Raw genomic sequence first — 16743 nt, forward strand, 5'->3', positions numbered from 1 at the left:
ATTTGACGTCATCCCCACCTTCCTCCAGGTTGTCCCTGGCAGTCTCTCCAGAGTGCCCAACTTCACTTGCTGGCTACTGAAGATAAGGGTTGCGCTCGTTGCGGGACTTAACCCAACATCTCACGACACGAGCTGACGACAACCATGCACCACCTGTCTTCTTCGTCCCCGAAGGGAAAGGACTCATTACAGTCCCGGCGAATCGATGTCAAGACTTGGTAAGGTTCTTCGCGTTGCTTCGAATTAAACCACATGCTCCACCGCTTGTGCGGGTCCCCGTCAATTCCTTTGAGTTTCATTCTTGCGAACGTACTCCCCAGGTGGAATACTTAATGCGTTTGCGGCGGCACCGAAGGACTTTGTCCCCCAACACCTAGTATTCATCGTTTACGGCGTGGACTACCAGGGTATCTAATCCTGTTTGCTCCCCACGCTTTCGAGCCTCAACGTCAGTTGCCGTCCAGTAAGCCGCCTTCGCCACTGGTGTTCCTCCTAATATCTACGCATTTCACCGCTACACTAGGAATTCCGCTTACCTCTCCGGCACTCAAGCCTCACAGTTTCCAACGCAGTTCCGGGGTTGAGCCCCGGATTTTCACGTCAGACTTGCAAAGCCGTCTACGCTCCCTTTACACCCAGTAAATCCGGATAACGCTTGCCCCCTACGTATTACCGCGGCTGCTGGCACGTAGTTAGCCGGGGCTTCTTAGTCAGGTACCGTCATTTTCTTCCCTGCTGATAGAGCTTTACATACCGAAATACTTCTTCACTCACGCGGCGTCGCTGCATCAGGGTTTCCCCCATTGTGCAATATTCCCCACTGCTGCCTCCCGTAGGAGTTTGGGCCGTGTCTCAGTCCCAATGTGGCCGTTCACCCTCTCAGGCCGGCTACTGATCGTCGCCTTGGTGGGCCGTTACCTCACCAACTAGCTAATCAGACGCGAGTCCATCTCATACCACCGGAGTTTTTCACACCAGACCATGCGGTCCTGTGCGCTTATGCGGCATTAGCAGTCATTTCTAACTGTTATTCCCCTGTATGAGGCAGGTTACTCACGCGTTACTCACCCGTCCGCCGCTCAGTCACAAATGGATCATCCGAAGAATCTCCATAAGTGCTTCGCTCGACTTGCATGTGTTAAGCACGCCGCCAGCGTTCATCCTGAGCCAGGATCAAACTCTCTAAAAAAGTTTGTCCAGGATCAAATTTTCGCTTGGCTAAATTTTATCCCGTTTTATTTACTTTGGTTTTGTTCTTTAAGAACTAAATTCTTTTGAACTTTCAAGGATATGTCACTGTTCAGTTATCAAGGTTCTTATCTTCGCCATCGCTGTTGCGGCAGCTCTTAAAGTGTATCACAGAAGTTTTGATTTGTCAAGAACTTTTTTGAAGTTTTTTAAATCTTTTTCTGTGAAACGGAGAAGGAGGGATTTGAACCCTCGCGCCGCTGTTAACGACCTACTCCCTTTCCAGGGGAGCCCCTTCGGCCAGCTTGGGTACTTCTCCAAGTTGCCCTACTTACTAAGTAGTGCTTGTTCAAATATTTATCGGAAATTTGTCCGTTGAGCGGAGAGGGTGGGATTCGAACCCACGCGCCCTTGCGGACAAACGGTTTTCAAGACCGCCTCGTTATGACCACTTCGATACCTCTCCAGGTCAGTGCTGTTTTGTTGTTTCTCATCGGCACATTTGGTATGATACCAGTATTTCTCATTTTTGTCAACAGGAAATTTCACTTTTTTTCAAAAAAGTTTTCACAATGGTGAAAATGGCCGTATTTATGCGTTTTCCGCCTTCAAAAATGCCTCTCCAACGAGCAGATCTTCTGGTGTTGTGATCTTAATATTCCGATAAGAGCCTTCTACCAGATGAACCTTTTTCCCTTCCATTGTTTCCAGTACCATCGCATCATCCGTAACCGCCAGAGTTCCATCTGACTCCATCAGCTTCCGGTAAGCCTCACGGATCAGCGCACAGTCAAAGACCTGCGGTGTCTGGACCATCCACACCAGATCTCTCCGGGGCGTTTCCACCGCAGTTCCACTGCCATCGCTGAGCTTGATCGTGTCCTTTACCGGCATACCGGCCACACAGGCACGGAATGCTTCTGCCGCATTCCGCGTCCGTTCAAGGATTCCCTGATCCACAAAAGGTCTTGCTCCGTCATGGATAAAGACAAGTCCACACTCTCCGGCAGCTTTCAAACCTTCGTATACGGAGTGATAGCGTTCTTTTCCTCCCGGAACGATCTTCTTTACCTTATCCAGATTGAATTTTCTGACAATTTCTTCCTGACAATAGTCGATCTCGTCTTTTCCCGTCACCAGGATGAGCTCATCTATAAAAGGACAATCTTGAAAAACCTTCAGAGAATAGTAAAGAACAGGTTTTCCGCAAAGAAGCAGATATTGTTTCTGTACTGTCGTATGCATTCGTTTCCCGCGGCCCGCTGCCAGTACGATTCCTACGTTTTTCATCATTCATCCCTCCTTTTGTGCATTTAGCGTTCACCCAGTTTCAGATTCGGCACTGCATTCAGATCCCAGCCGCTTCTGGTACCGGCAAGATACTCATAATAAGCCGCAGATCCAATCATAGCCGCATTGTCCGTACAGAAAACAGGTGAGGGATGGTAAAATGCCACACCACGTTTTCTGCAGGCTTCTTCCATGGCTGCACGAAGAGCCGAGTTGGAAGCCACACCACCTGCGATGGCAAATTTTTTAAAGCCATACTCTTCTACTGCATGCATGGCATGATCAACCAGAACGTCCACAACTGCTTTCTGAAAGGAAGCCGCCACGTCCGCCTGAACAATGGGAATATTTTTCATCTTACAGCCGTTCAGATAATTCAAAACGGCAGATTTCAGTCCGCTGAAGCTAAAATCGTAGGCAGAGTCAGCCACTTTCGCCCTCGGGAATGCGATCGCATCCGGATTTCCCTCTTTGGAAACCCGATCGATCTTCGGACCACCCGGATAACCCAGACCGATGGCACGGGCCACTTTGTCAAAAGCTTCTCCTGCCGCATCATCTCTTGTCCGTCCTACGATCTCATATTTCCCATAATCCTTCACGATAACCAGGTGGGTATGCCCTCCGGATACCACCAGACAGGCAAAAGGTGGTTCCAGATCTTTATTTTCTATATAATTGGCAGAAATATGACCTTCGATATGATGTACACCGATAAGAGGCAGTTTTTTGGCATATGCGATCGCCTTTGCCTCAGACACTCCTACAAGAAGTGCTCCTACAAGGCCGGGACCATAGGTAACACCAATGGCATCCAGATCATCCAGCGTCATCTGTGCTTCTGAAAGAGCCTGCTCGATCACCACATTGATTTTTTCGATATGTTTTCTGGAAGCGATCTCGGGAACCACACCACCGTAAAGCGTATGAAGGGCAATCTGAGATGAGATCACATTAGACAAAACCTCTCTGCCGTTTCTGACTATAGATGCAGCCGTCTCATCGCAGGAACTCTCGATCCCGAGAATCACGATATCCTTTTTTTCTTTCACTTTTTAATCCTCCTCAAACGTAAGGTCTACAGATTTTCCGTCTTTTCCGGGCCAGGCGTTCGGAAATATGTTCCGCACGCTGTCCATAAATTCTTCCGGTCTTGTCAGAGAGGGACTGTAATGTGTCAGCCAGAGCTCCTTCACCTGAGCTTCTTTTGCCAGACGTGCCGCTTCTTTGAATGTCATATGTTTGTATTCAACGGCTTTCTGCTCCTTATCCGGCTCTCCATACATGCCTTCACAGATAAAAAGATCCGATCCGGCCGCATTTTCCGCAATGGATTTGGTCGGTCTGGTATCTGTCGTATAGGTAAGCTTCAGTCCTTTTCTGGATGGACCAAGCACCATGTCCGGAGTATACACTTTCCCTTCAAACTCTATCGTCTGTCCTTTCTGAAGCGGATTCCACAATCTTAAAGGAATGCCCTGTTCTTTTGCTCTGACCGCATCAAACCGTCCGTTCCGGTCGATCTCAAAGGTATAACCATAGCAAAGCACATTATGATTGACACGGAAAGCTTTCAGACGATAACCATCCATCTCAAAGGTTTCTTCCGGTCCGTGTATCTCTTTATAACGGATTTCAAAGGGCAGTTCCGGTGCAATGACTCTGAGCGCCGATACCACACGTTCCAGTCCTTTGGGTCCGATGAGAGTCAGCGGTTCCTGACGGTCTGCATTTCCCATGGTCAGAAGAAGCCCCGGGAGACCGCTGATATGATCGCCGTGATAATGAGTAAAACAGATCACATCGATCGGTTTAAAACTCCAGCCTTTTTCCTTGATGGCGATCTGTGTGCCTTCACCACAATCGATGAGCACACTGCTGCCATTATATCTCATCATCAGGGCTGTCAGCCACCGATAGGGAAGAGGCATCATTCCGCCGCTTCCCAATAAACATACATCAAGCATTTATACTCTCCTCATCTGCAGGCAGAATCTCTTATTTCCACCTGTTTTCCTCGTTTTTTCGTAATCACAGCCCGTTTCCTCTTTTTCCCGGACCGTCAGCATCCCCCGCCCCACCGCTTAGTACTCCGCTCACCTGAAGCAGGAGATTGCTTATTCTGCGTTCAGATCAAAATTTTCTGTTCTTTTTTCTCCGGTGGGATCTGAAAATCCTGCACCAAAAGATCGTAACAGGACTCACAGAGATCAAAACTATGGATCTCTCCGTCTTTTCCCGAAAAATATCCCCAGCTTTTTTCTACATGAAGCCCTTCCTCCACAGGGGTACCGTCTGTCCCTTTCAGTTGTCTCCCACAACGGTTACAGTAAATCACATGTTCTTTTCTCATCGGTATCCTCCCTTTTGCATTCCGTTCTACTGCTCCATTATAAACAGTCAGACCGGCTGCGTACAGTGGGAATTCCATCCAGTGCTTCATGACGCCACATGATCATTGCATCCTCTTTCGGACAATCATAAAAATTTTTGCGTACACCTGCAGAAGCAAAGCCCAGTCCTTCGTAAAGATGGATCGCACCTGCATTGCTTACCCGGACTTCCAGCGTAAAATGTGCAATACCGCGCATTTTTCCCTGCTCCAGAAGTTCCGTCAGCATGGCACGGGCCACACCTTTTCCCCTCTCTGTTTCCATTACCGCCACATTGGTGATATCCGCCTCTTCAAAGGATTGATAAAGACCGCAATAGCCCAGGATCTTCTCCTCTTCCGCTGCCACCAGATAAAGGCAGTCCTTCTGCATGAGGGCATCGCAAAACCCCTGCTCACTCCAGGGCTGCGAAAAAACAGAAGCCTCAATGGCTGCCACCTGTGGAAGATCTTTTTCTTCCATCTGTCGAAGGATCAGCATGAGCCGTTCTCCGCTGCCGCCCGTTCGCGTTCTGCCTGGGAAAGCCTGAGATAATCCGGCTGGTGATCTCTGGCATGTTCTGTTTTTCCTTCCCGGAAATAAATCTCTGCCAGAGCTGCCACTGCTGCCGCTCTTTGCTTATTCAAGTGTGCCGGGACGTAATGAAAGGGTACTTTCATTCTTTCATCGATAAGCTTCTGATAAACCGGGACACCATCTCCGAGGAAAAGGACCTCCTGTCCCATTTCATTCAGCATTTCTGTCAGTTCTTCCACAGAAACTGCCATCTGAGGTTTCAAAACCTTCAATGTCCTGTCATCAAAAGCATAAACACCCGTATAAACCTGGTTCCGTCTGGCATCCATGATCGGGCAGACCAGCTTGTCCGTACCATAAAGGTTATAAGCCAGTGCATCAACGGTCGGCACTGCGATGAGTGGTTTATCCAGAGCAAGTCCCAGACCTTTTGCCGTAGCGGAACCGATCCGAAGACCGGTAAAGGATCCCGGGCCTGCGGCCACAGCAATCGCATCTATGGCAGAAAGATCCAGATCAATCATTTTCCCGATCTCATCCAGCATAGGGAGCAGGGTCTGAGAATGCGTTTTCTTGTAATTTACCGTATATTCTGCAAGCAGTTTTTCATCTTCCACCACTGCTACAGAGGCCACAAGACCAGAACTGTCAAGAGCTAATATTTTCATAAAAAGTTACCTCTAATCTTAAAAGTCAGATGAATTATACTACATCGTGAAAAGTGATGCAAGCAAAGTCCCGTTCTCTCAGTCAAGACCGGTAAGTGTGATTTTTCTGTAATCAAATCCCTGTTCCAGGTCTTTTTCGATGGTCACTGCAATGACATGCTCCGGCAGGATCTCCTCAATCAGTTCTGCCCACTCAATGAGGCAGACGCCTTCTCCATAAAAGCAGTCTTCATAGCCGACCTCATCCATCTCTTCCACATCCCCGATGCGGTATACATCAAAATGATAAAAGGGCATGCGTCCTTCTTCGTAAATCTGTACGATCGTAAAAGTCGGGCTGTTTACCGGCTCTGTAATGCCAAGCCCTGCTGCAAAGCCCTGCGTGAAAACAGTCTTTCCTGTACCAAGATCGCCGTTCAATGTATAAATCTGCCCCGGTTTCGCCTCACGGCCCAGCTTTTCGCCAAACTGAAACGTTTCCTCAGGGCTTCTTGTCTCGATTACCATATATTTTCACCTTTCTGCGGTTTTTTACTGATTGATACGAGTAAAGAATACCCCATCTGAAGATTCTTTGTCAACCGCGCCACAAAAAAAGTACCGTGAAAGACGGGCTTTCACGGTACTTTTTCATTTTTCCAGAAATGCAAAGGGATCGTCATCTGCCACAAAATGCATGAGCATATAGGCATCCATGATAGCCACCCGTTCCTCTTTGAGGATCCTTTTCGCTTCTTCCCGGTCAACAAGAAGAGCTTCGATGTCTTCTGTATCCTCCTCGCCTTCGCTGCTTAAAATTCCGCTGACATAACCAAAGACAGTGGAACAGCACTCATCTGTCATTCCCACAGTGGTAAAATAAGGACGCTCATAACCATTTTCCAGCTGGAGCGGCTCCAGTGTCAGGCCGGTCTCCTCTTTTACCTCACGGACAGCTGCCTGACGGAAATCCTCTCCGGGATCTACAAGCCCAGCCGGAAATTCATAAATGTATTCGTCCAGACTGTAGCGGTACTGACGGACCAAAAGAACCTTGTCTTTTTCTCTGGAAAGTCCGTAGATGATCACACCGTCAGGCTTTTCATTATGTGTGGAAAGCTTCAGATCCGCAACGGTCTTTGCACGGGAAGCCACATAATACTTTTTGTCATGGCCGACACGGTCTTTTGTCTCCAGCTCATAGAGATTCACATATGGATTTTCTGTTTTTCTTGTTACATTTTTAATTTCCGGCATAGCTTCCGTTTCTCCTTTATTTACGCCTGATGGATCAGAACCCGGCTCACATGTTTGTAAAGAAGGAAGGTCACGAGAGAGACGACCACACCTTTTACAAGGTTAAAAGGTACCACGGACAGAAGCACAAAGCTCTGAAGTCCGGTGATATTTTTATTGACAGCCGTTCCCATTCCGATAATGGCATCCATGCCTCCGAAAAGTGCTGCATAAGCAGGCAGAAGAACAAATGCATTCAAAAGTCCTCCAATGACTGCCATGGATACGGTTCCTGTTGCCATTCCGATGATCGCCTGTTTTCTGGTCTTGTGATAACGGTAGATCAGACCTGCCGGCAGTACCATGGAACAGCCGATGGCAAAGTTTGCCACTTCACCAACACCTGCTGTTATCGTACCGCTGATGATGAAGTTCAGAAGGATCTTTAATGCTTCGATTGCAACTCCTGCTGCCGGTCCCATGGCAAAACAGCCGATGAGAATGGGCACCTCACTGAGATCGATCTTATAAAAAGAAGGTGCAAAGGGAAGCGGGATATCGAAAAGCATCAGGATTACCGATATCGCGGAAAGCATGGCGATCTGAACCATCATCCTTGTTTTTGTGATACTGTTTGCAGATGTTTTTGCTGCTGTGTTGGAACTCATTTTTTGTCTCCTTTTCTCTTTCGGGCAAACCCGTATTTCAGAAAAGAGAGTCTCCGCTATGACTGCATAACCGCTGAAAAAAAGAAACCGGGTATCGGAAAGATACCCGGGACTCATACACATACAGCAGCTTCTGCAGCATTCTTCTCTCATCCAGACTATACTGTCGGTTTTGGAATTGCACCAAATCAACCGCTAATCGCGGGTCGCGGACTTTACCGCCGGTGAGGAATCACACCTCGCCCCGAAGAATCTTTTTTCTGTTCGCGCTTATTATATACCTGTTTTTTTAAGATTGCAAGACTCTTTCCAGGACATCTGTAACTTTTCCCACCGGAAGGATCGTAAGTTTTTCTTTGACTTCTTTTGCCACCTCTTCCAGATCTTCTTCGTTTTCCTCAGGGATGAAGACTGTCTTTACTCCGGCGCGCTCCGCTGCCATCAGTTTTTCCGGAAGACCTCCGATGGGCATGATACGGCCTGTCAGTGAGACTTCTCCAGTCATGGCAAACTCCGGACTTACCGGCTTTCCTGTCAGAAGAGAAACCAGAGCCGTAGTCAGGGTGATACCGGCAGAGGGACCGTCTTTTGGAACGGCACCGGCAGGAACATGAATGTGAAGATCGTGATCTTCGAGCAGGGCCGCCTCTTTCGGATACATGTGTTTGACCAGACTTAAGGCAATCCGGGCAGATTCCTTCATCACATCCCCCAGCTGACCGGTAAGAATGAGATTGCCTTTTCCCGGAGACAGAGAGGTTTCGATGAAAAGGATCTCACCTCCTGCTGCTGTCCAGGCCAGACCTGTCACAACACCCGGCTCCTTATTTGCAAGTACATGCTCATGCCGGATCTCGTGACGCCCCAGGAAAGCCGGCAGCCGTTTTTCACTGACGGTAATGCTCTTCTGTTCTCCCTTTACCAGTTTTACTGCCGCACTCCGGCAAAGAACATCCAGCTGCTTTTTCAGTCCGCGTACTCCTGCTTCCGCCGTGTAACCGCTGATCAGCCGCTTGATGGCACCGTCTGTAACTTTGAGATTCTGCGTTTTGATCCCGGCTTTTTTCATGGCCTTCGGAAGAAGATGTCTTCTGGCGATCTGAAATTTCTCCACTGCCGTATAGCCAGGAAACTGGATCACTTCCATACGGTTCAAAAGCGGTTCCGGAATCGTATCTGCCGAGTTCGCTGTGCAGACAAAGAACACGTTTGAAAGGTCATAGGGCACATTCATATAGTGATCTGCGAAGGTATTGTTCTGTTCCGGATCCAGCACTTCCAGAAGGGCACTGGCCGGATCTCCGGAATAATCTTTGGAAAGCTTATCCACTTCATCCAGGACCATCACCGGATTCATGACTCCGGCCCTCTGCATGCCCTGCATGATCCGGCCCGGCATCGCTCCCACATAGGTTCTTCTGTGACCACGGATCTCAGCCTCATCACGAACACCGCCCAGGCTGATCCGGACACATTTTCTCCCAAGAGCTCTGGCAATGCTCTGGCCGATGCTGGTTTTACCCGTACCGGGAGCTCCCACAAAAAGCAGGACGGAACCGGACTGCTTCTTATTCAACGCCATGACTGCAAGCTGCTGGATGATCCTTTCTTTCACCTTACGAAGCCCGTAGTGATCCTCATCCAGTATTTTTTCTGCCTCGTTCAGATCGATCTTGGCAGCAGGTTCCTGCTTCCAGGAAAGGGAAGTCATAAAGTCCAGATACTCATAATGGATCCCATACTCATGGCCCTCCTGTCCCTCCTGTTTCATTCGGTTCAGGATCTTTTCCGCTTCTTTTCTGGCTTCTCCGCTCATACCGGAAGCTTCGATCTTCTGTTCAAAGCGACGCACATCGGAAATATTTTCCGGATGCATATCATCAAGCTCCTGCTGCAGAAGTTCGATCTGTTTTTTCAGAGCGGCCTCCCGATAAAGACGGTCATGGTCCTCTTTCTGGGCATTTTCCGCCTCCATGCCTACCCGGTTCACCTCAATTGCCTCCCGGATGGCTTTTTCGATGAGCTCGCAGCGTTCTTTTCTGGAATCCGTCTCCAGGATATGGTATTTATCCTCCCAGGGAATGTGGACATAACCGGAAACTGCACAAAGCATCTCTTCCAGATTTTTCCAGTGAAGAATGTAATTCTGAGCCAGCACGCCCCACTGGAACTGGCTGATATAATTTAAAAGGACATTTTTTACCCGTTCAAAAATTTCTTTTTCTTCCTCGGCGCTGATATCTTCCGTTTCCGGCCGGATACTTGCATTGGCCAGGACTCCATCCTCTGTCATTTCCAGATCGGAAACATCCACTCTTGCCAATGTCCGTATCCTGATATTTCCCTCACTGTCTTGAGAATCCAGTTTTCCAGAAATACCAATGGGATAAAAATCCTCTGCTGTCAGGTCTTTTCTGTCTTTATCCGATCTTTGCATCAGGAAAAGGACATCATCTCCGGTTTTGGCATCCTGACTGCCCATCTGCTGAAAAATATCATTTTTAAAATAGAACGTTACACCCGGAAGCAGCATCATATCATAGACCGGCATTGTAAACATCATCTGTCACTCCTCCTTTTTGTTAGCACTCGTTTAAGTTGAGTGCTGATATTTATTTGTTGTATTGTATACCTCTTTGACGAAAAATGCAAGCAAAAAAAGACAGGCTGGATTTTCTATCTCCAGTCTGTCTTTCTGTTCGTTTTCTTTATGCGTTGATCACGTATTTATTCAGGCGGTCAAAAGCTTCTTTCACTCTGGAAAGAGGAAGTGCCAGATTGATACGGATGCAATATTCGCCATGGAAGGGTCTGCCATCCTGCCATGCTACACCAACATCCCAGCCGGCCTTGATCAGCTGATCCATGCTTTTTCCAGTCTTTTGGCACCAGCCTTCAAAATCCACGAAAAGCATGTAGGTTCCCTGGGGACGGCTCACACGGACGCCCTCAAAGTGTTCTCTGATATAATTGCAGGCGAACTCCATGTTTCCGTCAATGACCTGACAAAGTTCGTCCACCCACTCATAGCCTTCCGGCCGGTAAGCACCGATAAGGGCATGCATGGAAAGAACGTTCATGGAATTATACTCTGTTTTCTCAGCCTTGGAGATCAGGCGGTCCCGGAGATATTTATTATAAACGATATGATAACTTCCCACCAGTCCGGCCAGATTGAATGTCTTGGTCGGCGCATAAAAAGCAATCGTACGGTTGCTGGCATCCTCGCTGACGCTCTGAGTCGGCGTATGATGGTTTCCGGGAAGGATCAGGTCAGACCAGATCTCATCGGAAATCACCACGCAGTCATTCGCTCTGTAGACTTCCATGGCTTTCTCGATCTCCCATTTTTCCCAGACACGGCCGCAGGGATTGTGGGGGCTGCAGAAAACTGCCACATGGATCTTATTTGCCTTCAGTTTTGCATCCATATCCTCATAATCCATACGCCATACGCCGTTTTCGTCTTTTTTCAACGGGCTGTGTACGATATGGAAACCGCTGTCAGTGATGCAGCGTGTAAAACCAACATAAGTAGGACTGTGAAGCAGCACACTGTCTCCCGGAACTGCAAAAGCACCAAGCGCGGAAATCACTCCGCCGAGGACGCCGTTCTCATAACCGATATGCTCTCTGCTCAGACCATCAACACCATTCCGGATCTTCTGCCAGCGGATAATAGAATCAAAATATTCCTCTGATGCCGGAAAATAACCGAACAGCGGATGCTGGATCCTCTTGATCATTTCTTCCTGTACGGTAGGAACGGTAGCAAAATTCATATCGGCCACCCACATGGGAATGGCATCAAATCCCTCCTTCGGAAGATCCGGTGCATGACCGTCTCCCATCGCATCGACTGCCAGGGCATCCATTCCGTGGCGGTCATAGATTGTCGTAAAATCATACTTCATTTTCGTTTGTACTCCTTCTCCCAAAATAGTTATTGCCATTTCTCAGTATAAGCTTTTTTTCTGTTTCTGTAAAGCGGACGTTTTTCTCGTTTTCTGTGTTTGTCAGAAAGACATTTATCCAGACACTGCTGTTCCTCCCCCAACCGGACAGAGCCTGGAAAGATCACCGGAGGAACGATGCCGTCGCGTGCCGCATCCACCAGAAAACGATAAACCTGTAAGCGGTTTTTCTCATATTCCTCCTCTTCCAGCACATGTTTGTAAAAACTGTTGTAATACTCAAAGACCATACGTTTCATCTGGATCGTTTTGGAAAGACTCATTCCCTGACTGGCCAGAGAACCTTTGGTCTTCACATAATAATAGACCGGAGAACGGAGCACATAAAACCGCTCCGCCTGACGGATATATTCCAGATTAAACATAAAATCCTCACACCAGCTGATTCCGGTATCCATATAAAGGTGATATTTTTCTACCAGTTCCCGGCGGAAAAGCTTGTTCCAGAGAACACCGTAATAAAAATCGGCCGGTTTTTCCATCATAAACCCGGCAAATTCTTCGCGGTTCAGTTCCCTCTCTTCCTCAATGTCGCCTTTTCGGGAAACTTTTTTTCCGGAAACCCGATAAAAGTCGGCAATCACCAGATCGCTTTCATGCTCCATGGCAGCCTTCGTCATAAGCCCTGTGGCATCCACAGTAAGCCAGTCGTCACAGTCCACAAACTGGAGATACGTTCCTTTTGCATGGCGCATAGCCCGGTTTCTGGTATCGGAAACACCGGAATTTTCTTTATGGATCACCAGAACCCGTGGATCTGATGCCGCATATTCATCACAGATAGCGGCGGAACCGTCTGTACTTCCGTCATCTGCCAGGATCAGTTCAAAATCTTTATAATCCTGTTTCAAAATGCTGTCCACACAGCGTTTCAGAAAAAGTTCCCCGTTATACACAGGGACGATGATACTGACTGTCGGATTCATCTGATGCTTTTCCTCCTGTCTTTTTCTGCTTTTCCTTCAGTATAATCCGTTTGCAGGCGGCTTACAATGTTTTTAGGGAAATTTAAGGAAAGCGGCGGGCTTTTGGCCCGCCGAAAACTTTTTCCTATTTTGATCTTTCCATCATGCAAAGCAATGAGATCTGGTGTACCAGAAACATGACCACGATCCCGCAGAGAACCGTGAAACCGGTATGCGCTGTTCCCGTCAGATAATTGACGATCAGGGAGACCATGGAAACGCCGCCTAAAATTATCCACAGCGAACCATGAACCCGGTTATAGATTTCCACATTTTTCACACGGCTTTCCTCCACTGCTGCTTCTTCCGACCAGAATCGCACCGGTTCTTTCTGTTTCCACTGAAGGATCCCTTCCAGAAAAATGACTGCTGCAAAAACTTCCATAACGAAAAGACAACAGAGTTTCATAAAAATCAGCATATTTTCACCCCCTTTTAAGGGTATTCGAATCATTTTTCACACGCATCCGCGCCACTGGCAGCCACAAGTCTTTCCGTCAGTTCCCGGATTTTTTCCAGGCGGTCTTTCCGGCTTTCAGCAGATTCCTCTGTGAGGCCTTCCTCTGTCAAAGCTTTCAGTTCTTCCGCTGTTTTCCGGATCAGCTCCCTGTTTTCCTTCCGGTTTTTCCCGGCAACTTCCATGATCTCACTGTATTTTCCCGTCACATAGCCATAGTTTTTCCGCACATGGGGAAGGAGACAGTTGGTACAATCCTTAATACCTTTCTCTGTGAAACGGAAATTACCGCCGCAGGCATCCCCCAGCGCATACAGCGGACAGTAACAGAACAGACAGTTGAAATTGTCCGGATCGTTGGTTTTATGGCAGGGAAAATATTCACATTCTTTATGACAGACGAAGGAATACTCTTTTCCCTCCCAATAAGGCTTTTCGCTCATCGTTTTTCCTCTCCCAGCTTCATGGAAAGAGAGATCCGCTTCTTAGTCAGATCCACATCCAGTACTCTGACATCCACAATATCTCCAACACTCACTACATCCAGCGGATGCTTGACAAATTTCTTGTCACTCATCTGAGAAATGTGCACCAGACCGTCCTGATGAACACCGATATCCACAAACGCACCAAAGTCGATAACATTGCGGACCGTTCCTTTTAAGATCATACCAGGTTTCAGATCCTTCATATCCATAACATCGCTTCGAAGGATGGGACGCGGCATCTCATCACGGGGATCACGTCCGGGCTTCTCCAGCTCTTTGACAATGTCACGGAGCGTCGGTTCACCGATGCCAAGAGTTTCTGCTGTCTTCTTATAGTCTCTGATCTTCCGGCCAAGATCTTTCAGATTTCCGCCCTTTACATCCTCTGCACTATAGCCAAGACTCTTCAGAAGTTTCTCTGCTGCCTCATAGGACTCCGGATGAACACCGGTGTTATCCAAAAGATTCTCCCCACCGGGGATCCGAAGGAAACCGGCACACTGCTCGTAGGCTTTCGGACCCAGTTTGGCAACTTTGAGAAGCTCTTTTCTCGTTCCGAAGCGGCCGTTTTCCTCACGGTATGCGACAATGTTCTTCGCAATGGCCTTGCTGATACCGGAAACATAGCCCAGAAGGGAAGCAGAAGCGGTATTTAAGTCCACGCCAACCTTATTTACGCAGTCTTCCACCACACCGGTCAGGGTTTCGCCCAGCTTTTTCTGATTACAGTCGTGCTGATACTGACCTACACCGATGGATTTCGGATCGATTTTTACAAGTTCTGCCAGCGGGTCCTGAAGACGGCGTGCGATAGAAGCGGCACTTCTCTGTCCCACATCAAAATTCGGGAACTCTTCCGTAGCCAGGGCACTGGCGGAATAAACAGACGCACCGGCTTCATTAACAATGACATACTGGACTTTTTCCGGAATCTCTTTTAAGAGCTCCACGATGATCTGCTCGGACTCACGGGATGCGGTTCCGTTTCCTACGGAAAACAGGGTCACATGATATTTGGAGATGAGCTTTTTCAGTGTCTCCTTGGCATCATGGATCTTCTTTTCCGTCGTGGGGGCTGTTGGATAGATCACCGTGGTATCCAGCACTTTTCCGGTGGCATCCACAACGGCCAGTTTACAGCCGGTACGGAAAGCCGGATCCCAGCCCAGGACCACCTGGCCTGCGATTGGCGGCTGCATCAGAAGCTGGGTCAGGTTTTTGCCGAAGACTGTGATAGCTCCATCCTCCGCCTTCTCCGTCAGAACGTTGCGGATCTCACGCTCGATGGCCGGGGCGATGAGACGACCGTAGCTGTCAGCAATGACCTCTTTTAACACAGGTGTAGTGTGGGGATTTCCATTGGAGATCACCATTTTTTCAAGATAACGAAGGATCCGCTCCTCAGGAGCGCCCACTTTTACGGTCAGGAATTTTTCCTTTTCACCACGGTTGATCGCCAGGATCCGGTGACCTGCCACTTTGGATACCGGCTCTTCGTAGCTGTAGTAATTCTCATAGACGGACTGGGCTTTCTCGTCCCGCGCCGTGGAAATGAGCGTTCCCTCTTTCATTGTGAGGTCACGGATATGGATCCGGTAATCCGCCTCGTCAGAAATGGCCTCTGCCAGAATGTCTCTGGCTCCGTTCAAGGCATCCTCCACCGTGAGGACTTCTTTTTTCTCAGAAAGGAAAGCTTTTGCATCTTCCTCCAATGGACGCTTTGTCAGCTGCAGGCGGATGAGATTTGCCAGAGGCTCCAGACCTTTTTCCTTTGCGATTGTAGCTCTGGTCCGCCGTTTCGGACGGTAGGGGCGGTAGAGATCATCCACCACCACGAGGGTCTCTGCTGCCAGGATCTGTTTTTTCAGCTCCGGTGTCAGTTTGCCCTGCTCTTCTATCACAGAAAGAACCTGCTGCTTTTTCTCTTCCAGATTTCGAAGATAGGTCAGCCGTTCAAAAAGTTTTCTTAAAATTTCGTCATTCAGGGAACCGGTGGCTTCTTTCCGGTAACGGGAAATGAAGGGGATCGTGTTTCCCTCATCGATGAGCTTCACGGCAGCGTCTACCTGCCACTCCTGAACCTCCAGTTCTTTTGCCAGTTGCTTATTGATTTCCATTGTTACACCTCGAAATAATTCCTTTTCTGTTTTTTGTCTGACTGATTCACGGCTCATTTTACCACGCAGGCTGTAGTATTGTAAAGTTCCTAAAGGGATTTTCCCCTTGAAGAGACGGAAGGGTTGCGGTATACTGGTCACAGGCATTACCCTTACTCTACAGAAAAATACGAGGTTTTTTTATGAACGATCACGATTACAATCAGAACCCGGAGCCTGCTCACAGCGGTATGGAAACGGCTGCCATCATCTTAGGCATCCTGGCCCTGATCGGAAGCACCTGCTTCTACCTTTCCATTCCCTGTGCCGCTATCGGCATCCTGCTGGCTCTCCTTTCCAGAGGCCGTAAGGAACATATGTCCACCCGTGCAAAAACCGGTCTTTGCATCTCTGCTGCCGGTCTGGTGTTGACGGTCGGACTTACTTCCTACACGGTCTATCATTATAAGGATCTTTTCTCTTCTCCTGAATTTCAGCAGAGAATGAAGGATTATATGGAATATTATAATTCCGGAAGTGAAACGGAAGCGCAGGATAACGGCGAGAGCAATATCCTGAAAGATTTCTTCGGTGACGATGAAGATGGAAATTCTTCTGGCGGTGAACAGCAGACGCCGGAGACCGAGATTCCCTACATCGACGACACGCCCTATGTCAGCGATCCCTACAGCGGCAGCTCTCCCTACGAAACAAGCCCCTACGGCTCCAATCCCTATGGCGGCCAGAGTTCTTCTCCATCCCCGGGGCCGGCGATCTAACATGAAAAAAATCCCCTGCTCCTTGTTTTTGCAAGGAAACAGGGGA

At 48.4% G+C, this 16743-nt stretch carries 15 protein-coding genes, 2 tRNA genes, 1 rRNA gene, 1 pseudogene and 1 riboswitch (1 of these 20 only partly in view); of the genes and pseudogenes, 1 reads left to right on the plus strand and 18 read right to left on the minus strand.

The features are described from left to right. From DXA57_RS12240 to DXA57_RS12325, 18 genes and pseudogenes are all read right to left on the minus strand, one after another. Positions 1 to 1189: ribosomal RNA gene (locus DXA57_RS12240) — 16S ribosomal RNA — on the minus strand; it reaches 443 nt to the left of the window's first position. A 228-nt stretch (positions 1190 to 1417) separates the two neighbouring features. Next, positions 1418 to 1507: transfer RNA gene (locus DXA57_RS12245), tRNA-Ser, on the minus strand. 61 nt (positions 1508 to 1568) lie between these two features. After that, positions 1569 to 1654 (minus strand) — tRNA-Ser (locus DXA57_RS12250). A 125-nt stretch (positions 1655 to 1779) separates the two neighbouring features. Beyond that, positions 1780 to 2481 carry a 2-C-methyl-D-erythritol 4-phosphate cytidylyltransferase gene (ispD, locus tag DXA57_RS12255; RefSeq protein WP_117767634.1) on the minus strand — a complete coding sequence of 234 codons (702 nt, stop codon included), beginning with the start codon at positions 2479 to 2481 and terminating at the stop codon, positions 1780 to 1782. Between the two features lie 20 nt (positions 2482 to 2501). Continuing rightward, positions 2502 to 3530, minus strand: a complete 1029-nt coding sequence (gene tsaD, locus DXA57_RS12260) for a tRNA (adenosine(37)-N6)-threonylcarbamoyltransferase complex transferase subunit TsaD (protein ID WP_117767635.1) — start codon at positions 3528 to 3530, stop codon at positions 2502 to 2504. Positions 3531 to 3533: 3 nt separating this feature from the next. Continuing rightward, complete coding sequence (locus DXA57_RS12265) at positions 3534 to 4445, minus strand: ribonuclease Z (protein ID WP_117767636.1); 912 nt, start codon at positions 4443 to 4445, stop codon at positions 3534 to 3536. A 161-nt stretch (positions 4446 to 4606) separates the two neighbouring features. Beyond that, positions 4607 to 4831: a hypothetical protein gene (locus DXA57_RS12270; protein WP_117767637.1), complete on the minus strand. Its 225-nt coding sequence runs from the start codon at positions 4829 to 4831 to the stop codon at positions 4607 to 4609. Positions 4832 to 4868: 37 nt separating this feature from the next. Continuing rightward, complete coding sequence (rimI, locus tag DXA57_RS12275; RefSeq protein WP_117767638.1) at positions 4869 to 5351, minus strand: ribosomal protein S18-alanine N-acetyltransferase; 483 nt, start codon at positions 5349 to 5351, stop codon at positions 4869 to 4871. Beyond that, on the minus strand, positions 5345 to 6055 hold the full coding sequence (gene tsaB / locus DXA57_RS12280) for a tRNA (adenosine(37)-N6)-threonylcarbamoyltransferase complex dimerization subunit type 1 TsaB (protein ID WP_117767639.1): 711 nt from the start codon (positions 6053 to 6055) through the stop codon (positions 5345 to 5347). Before tsaB ends, rimI begins: the two co-directional genes overlap by 7 nt. Positions 6056 to 6133: 78 nt before the next feature. Then, positions 6134 to 6562: a tRNA (adenosine(37)-N6)-threonylcarbamoyltransferase complex ATPase subunit type 1 TsaE gene (gene tsaE, locus DXA57_RS12285; RefSeq protein ID WP_117767640.1), complete on the minus strand. Its 429-nt coding sequence runs from the start codon at positions 6560 to 6562 to the stop codon at positions 6134 to 6136. 123 nt (positions 6563 to 6685) lie between these two features. Continuing rightward, positions 6686 to 7291, minus strand: a complete 606-nt coding sequence (locus DXA57_RS12290; protein ID WP_117767641.1) for an NUDIX hydrolase — start codon at positions 7289 to 7291, stop codon at positions 6686 to 6688. A 20-nt stretch (positions 7292 to 7311) separates the two neighbouring features. Beyond that, positions 7312 to 7938, minus strand: coding sequence for an ECF transporter S component (locus tag DXA57_RS12295; RefSeq protein WP_117767710.1), 627 nt, complete (start codon positions 7936 to 7938; stop codon positions 7312 to 7314). A gap of 137 nt (positions 7939 to 8075) precedes the next feature. Further along, positions 8076 to 8194, minus strand: a riboswitch (FMN riboswitch). A gap of 33 nt (positions 8195 to 8227) precedes the next feature. Further along, a complete protein-coding gene (gene lon, locus DXA57_RS12300; protein ID WP_117767711.1) occupies positions 8228 to 10498 on the minus strand; it encodes an endopeptidase La in 2271 nt (756 codons plus the stop codon). A 148-nt stretch (positions 10499 to 10646) separates the two neighbouring features. Continuing rightward, entirely contained in the window at positions 10647 to 11852 is a 1206-nt protein-coding gene (locus DXA57_RS12305) for a MalY/PatB family protein (protein ID WP_117767642.1), read from the minus strand. Positions 11853 to 11881: 29 nt separating this feature from the next. After that, on the minus strand, positions 11882 to 12838 hold the full coding sequence (locus tag DXA57_RS12310; RefSeq protein WP_117767643.1) for a glycosyltransferase family 2 protein: 957 nt from the start codon (positions 12836 to 12838) through the stop codon (positions 11882 to 11884). Between the two features lie 124 nt (positions 12839 to 12962). Next, entirely contained in the window at positions 12963 to 13298 is a 336-nt protein-coding gene (locus DXA57_RS12315; RefSeq protein WP_117767644.1) for a hypothetical protein, read from the minus strand. A 191-nt stretch (positions 13299 to 13489) separates the two neighbouring features. Beyond that, positions 13490 to 13777, minus strand: a pseudogene (locus DXA57_RS17835) (cysteine-rich small domain-containing protein); the annotation flags it as partial. Continuing rightward, the gene (locus tag DXA57_RS12325; protein WP_117767646.1) at positions 13774 to 15939 is read right to left on the minus strand and encodes a Tex family protein; all 2166 of its coding nucleotides are present in this window, start codon (positions 15937 to 15939) and stop codon (positions 13774 to 13776) included. The gene DXA57_RS12325 and the pseudogene DXA57_RS17835, both read right to left, overlap by 4 nt. A 182-nt stretch (positions 15940 to 16121) precedes the next feature. Here DXA57_RS12325 and DXA57_RS12330 point away from each other — a divergent pair, with 182 nt between their 5' ends. Beyond that, entirely contained in the window at positions 16122 to 16697 is a 576-nt protein-coding gene (locus DXA57_RS12330; RefSeq protein WP_117767647.1) for a hypothetical protein, read from the plus strand. Positions 16698 to 16743 lie beyond the last annotated feature (46 nt).

The organism is Blautia sp. OF03-15BH, assembly GCF_003463065.1.
Lineage (GTDB): Bacteria > Bacillota > Clostridia > Lachnospirales > Lachnospiraceae > Limivivens.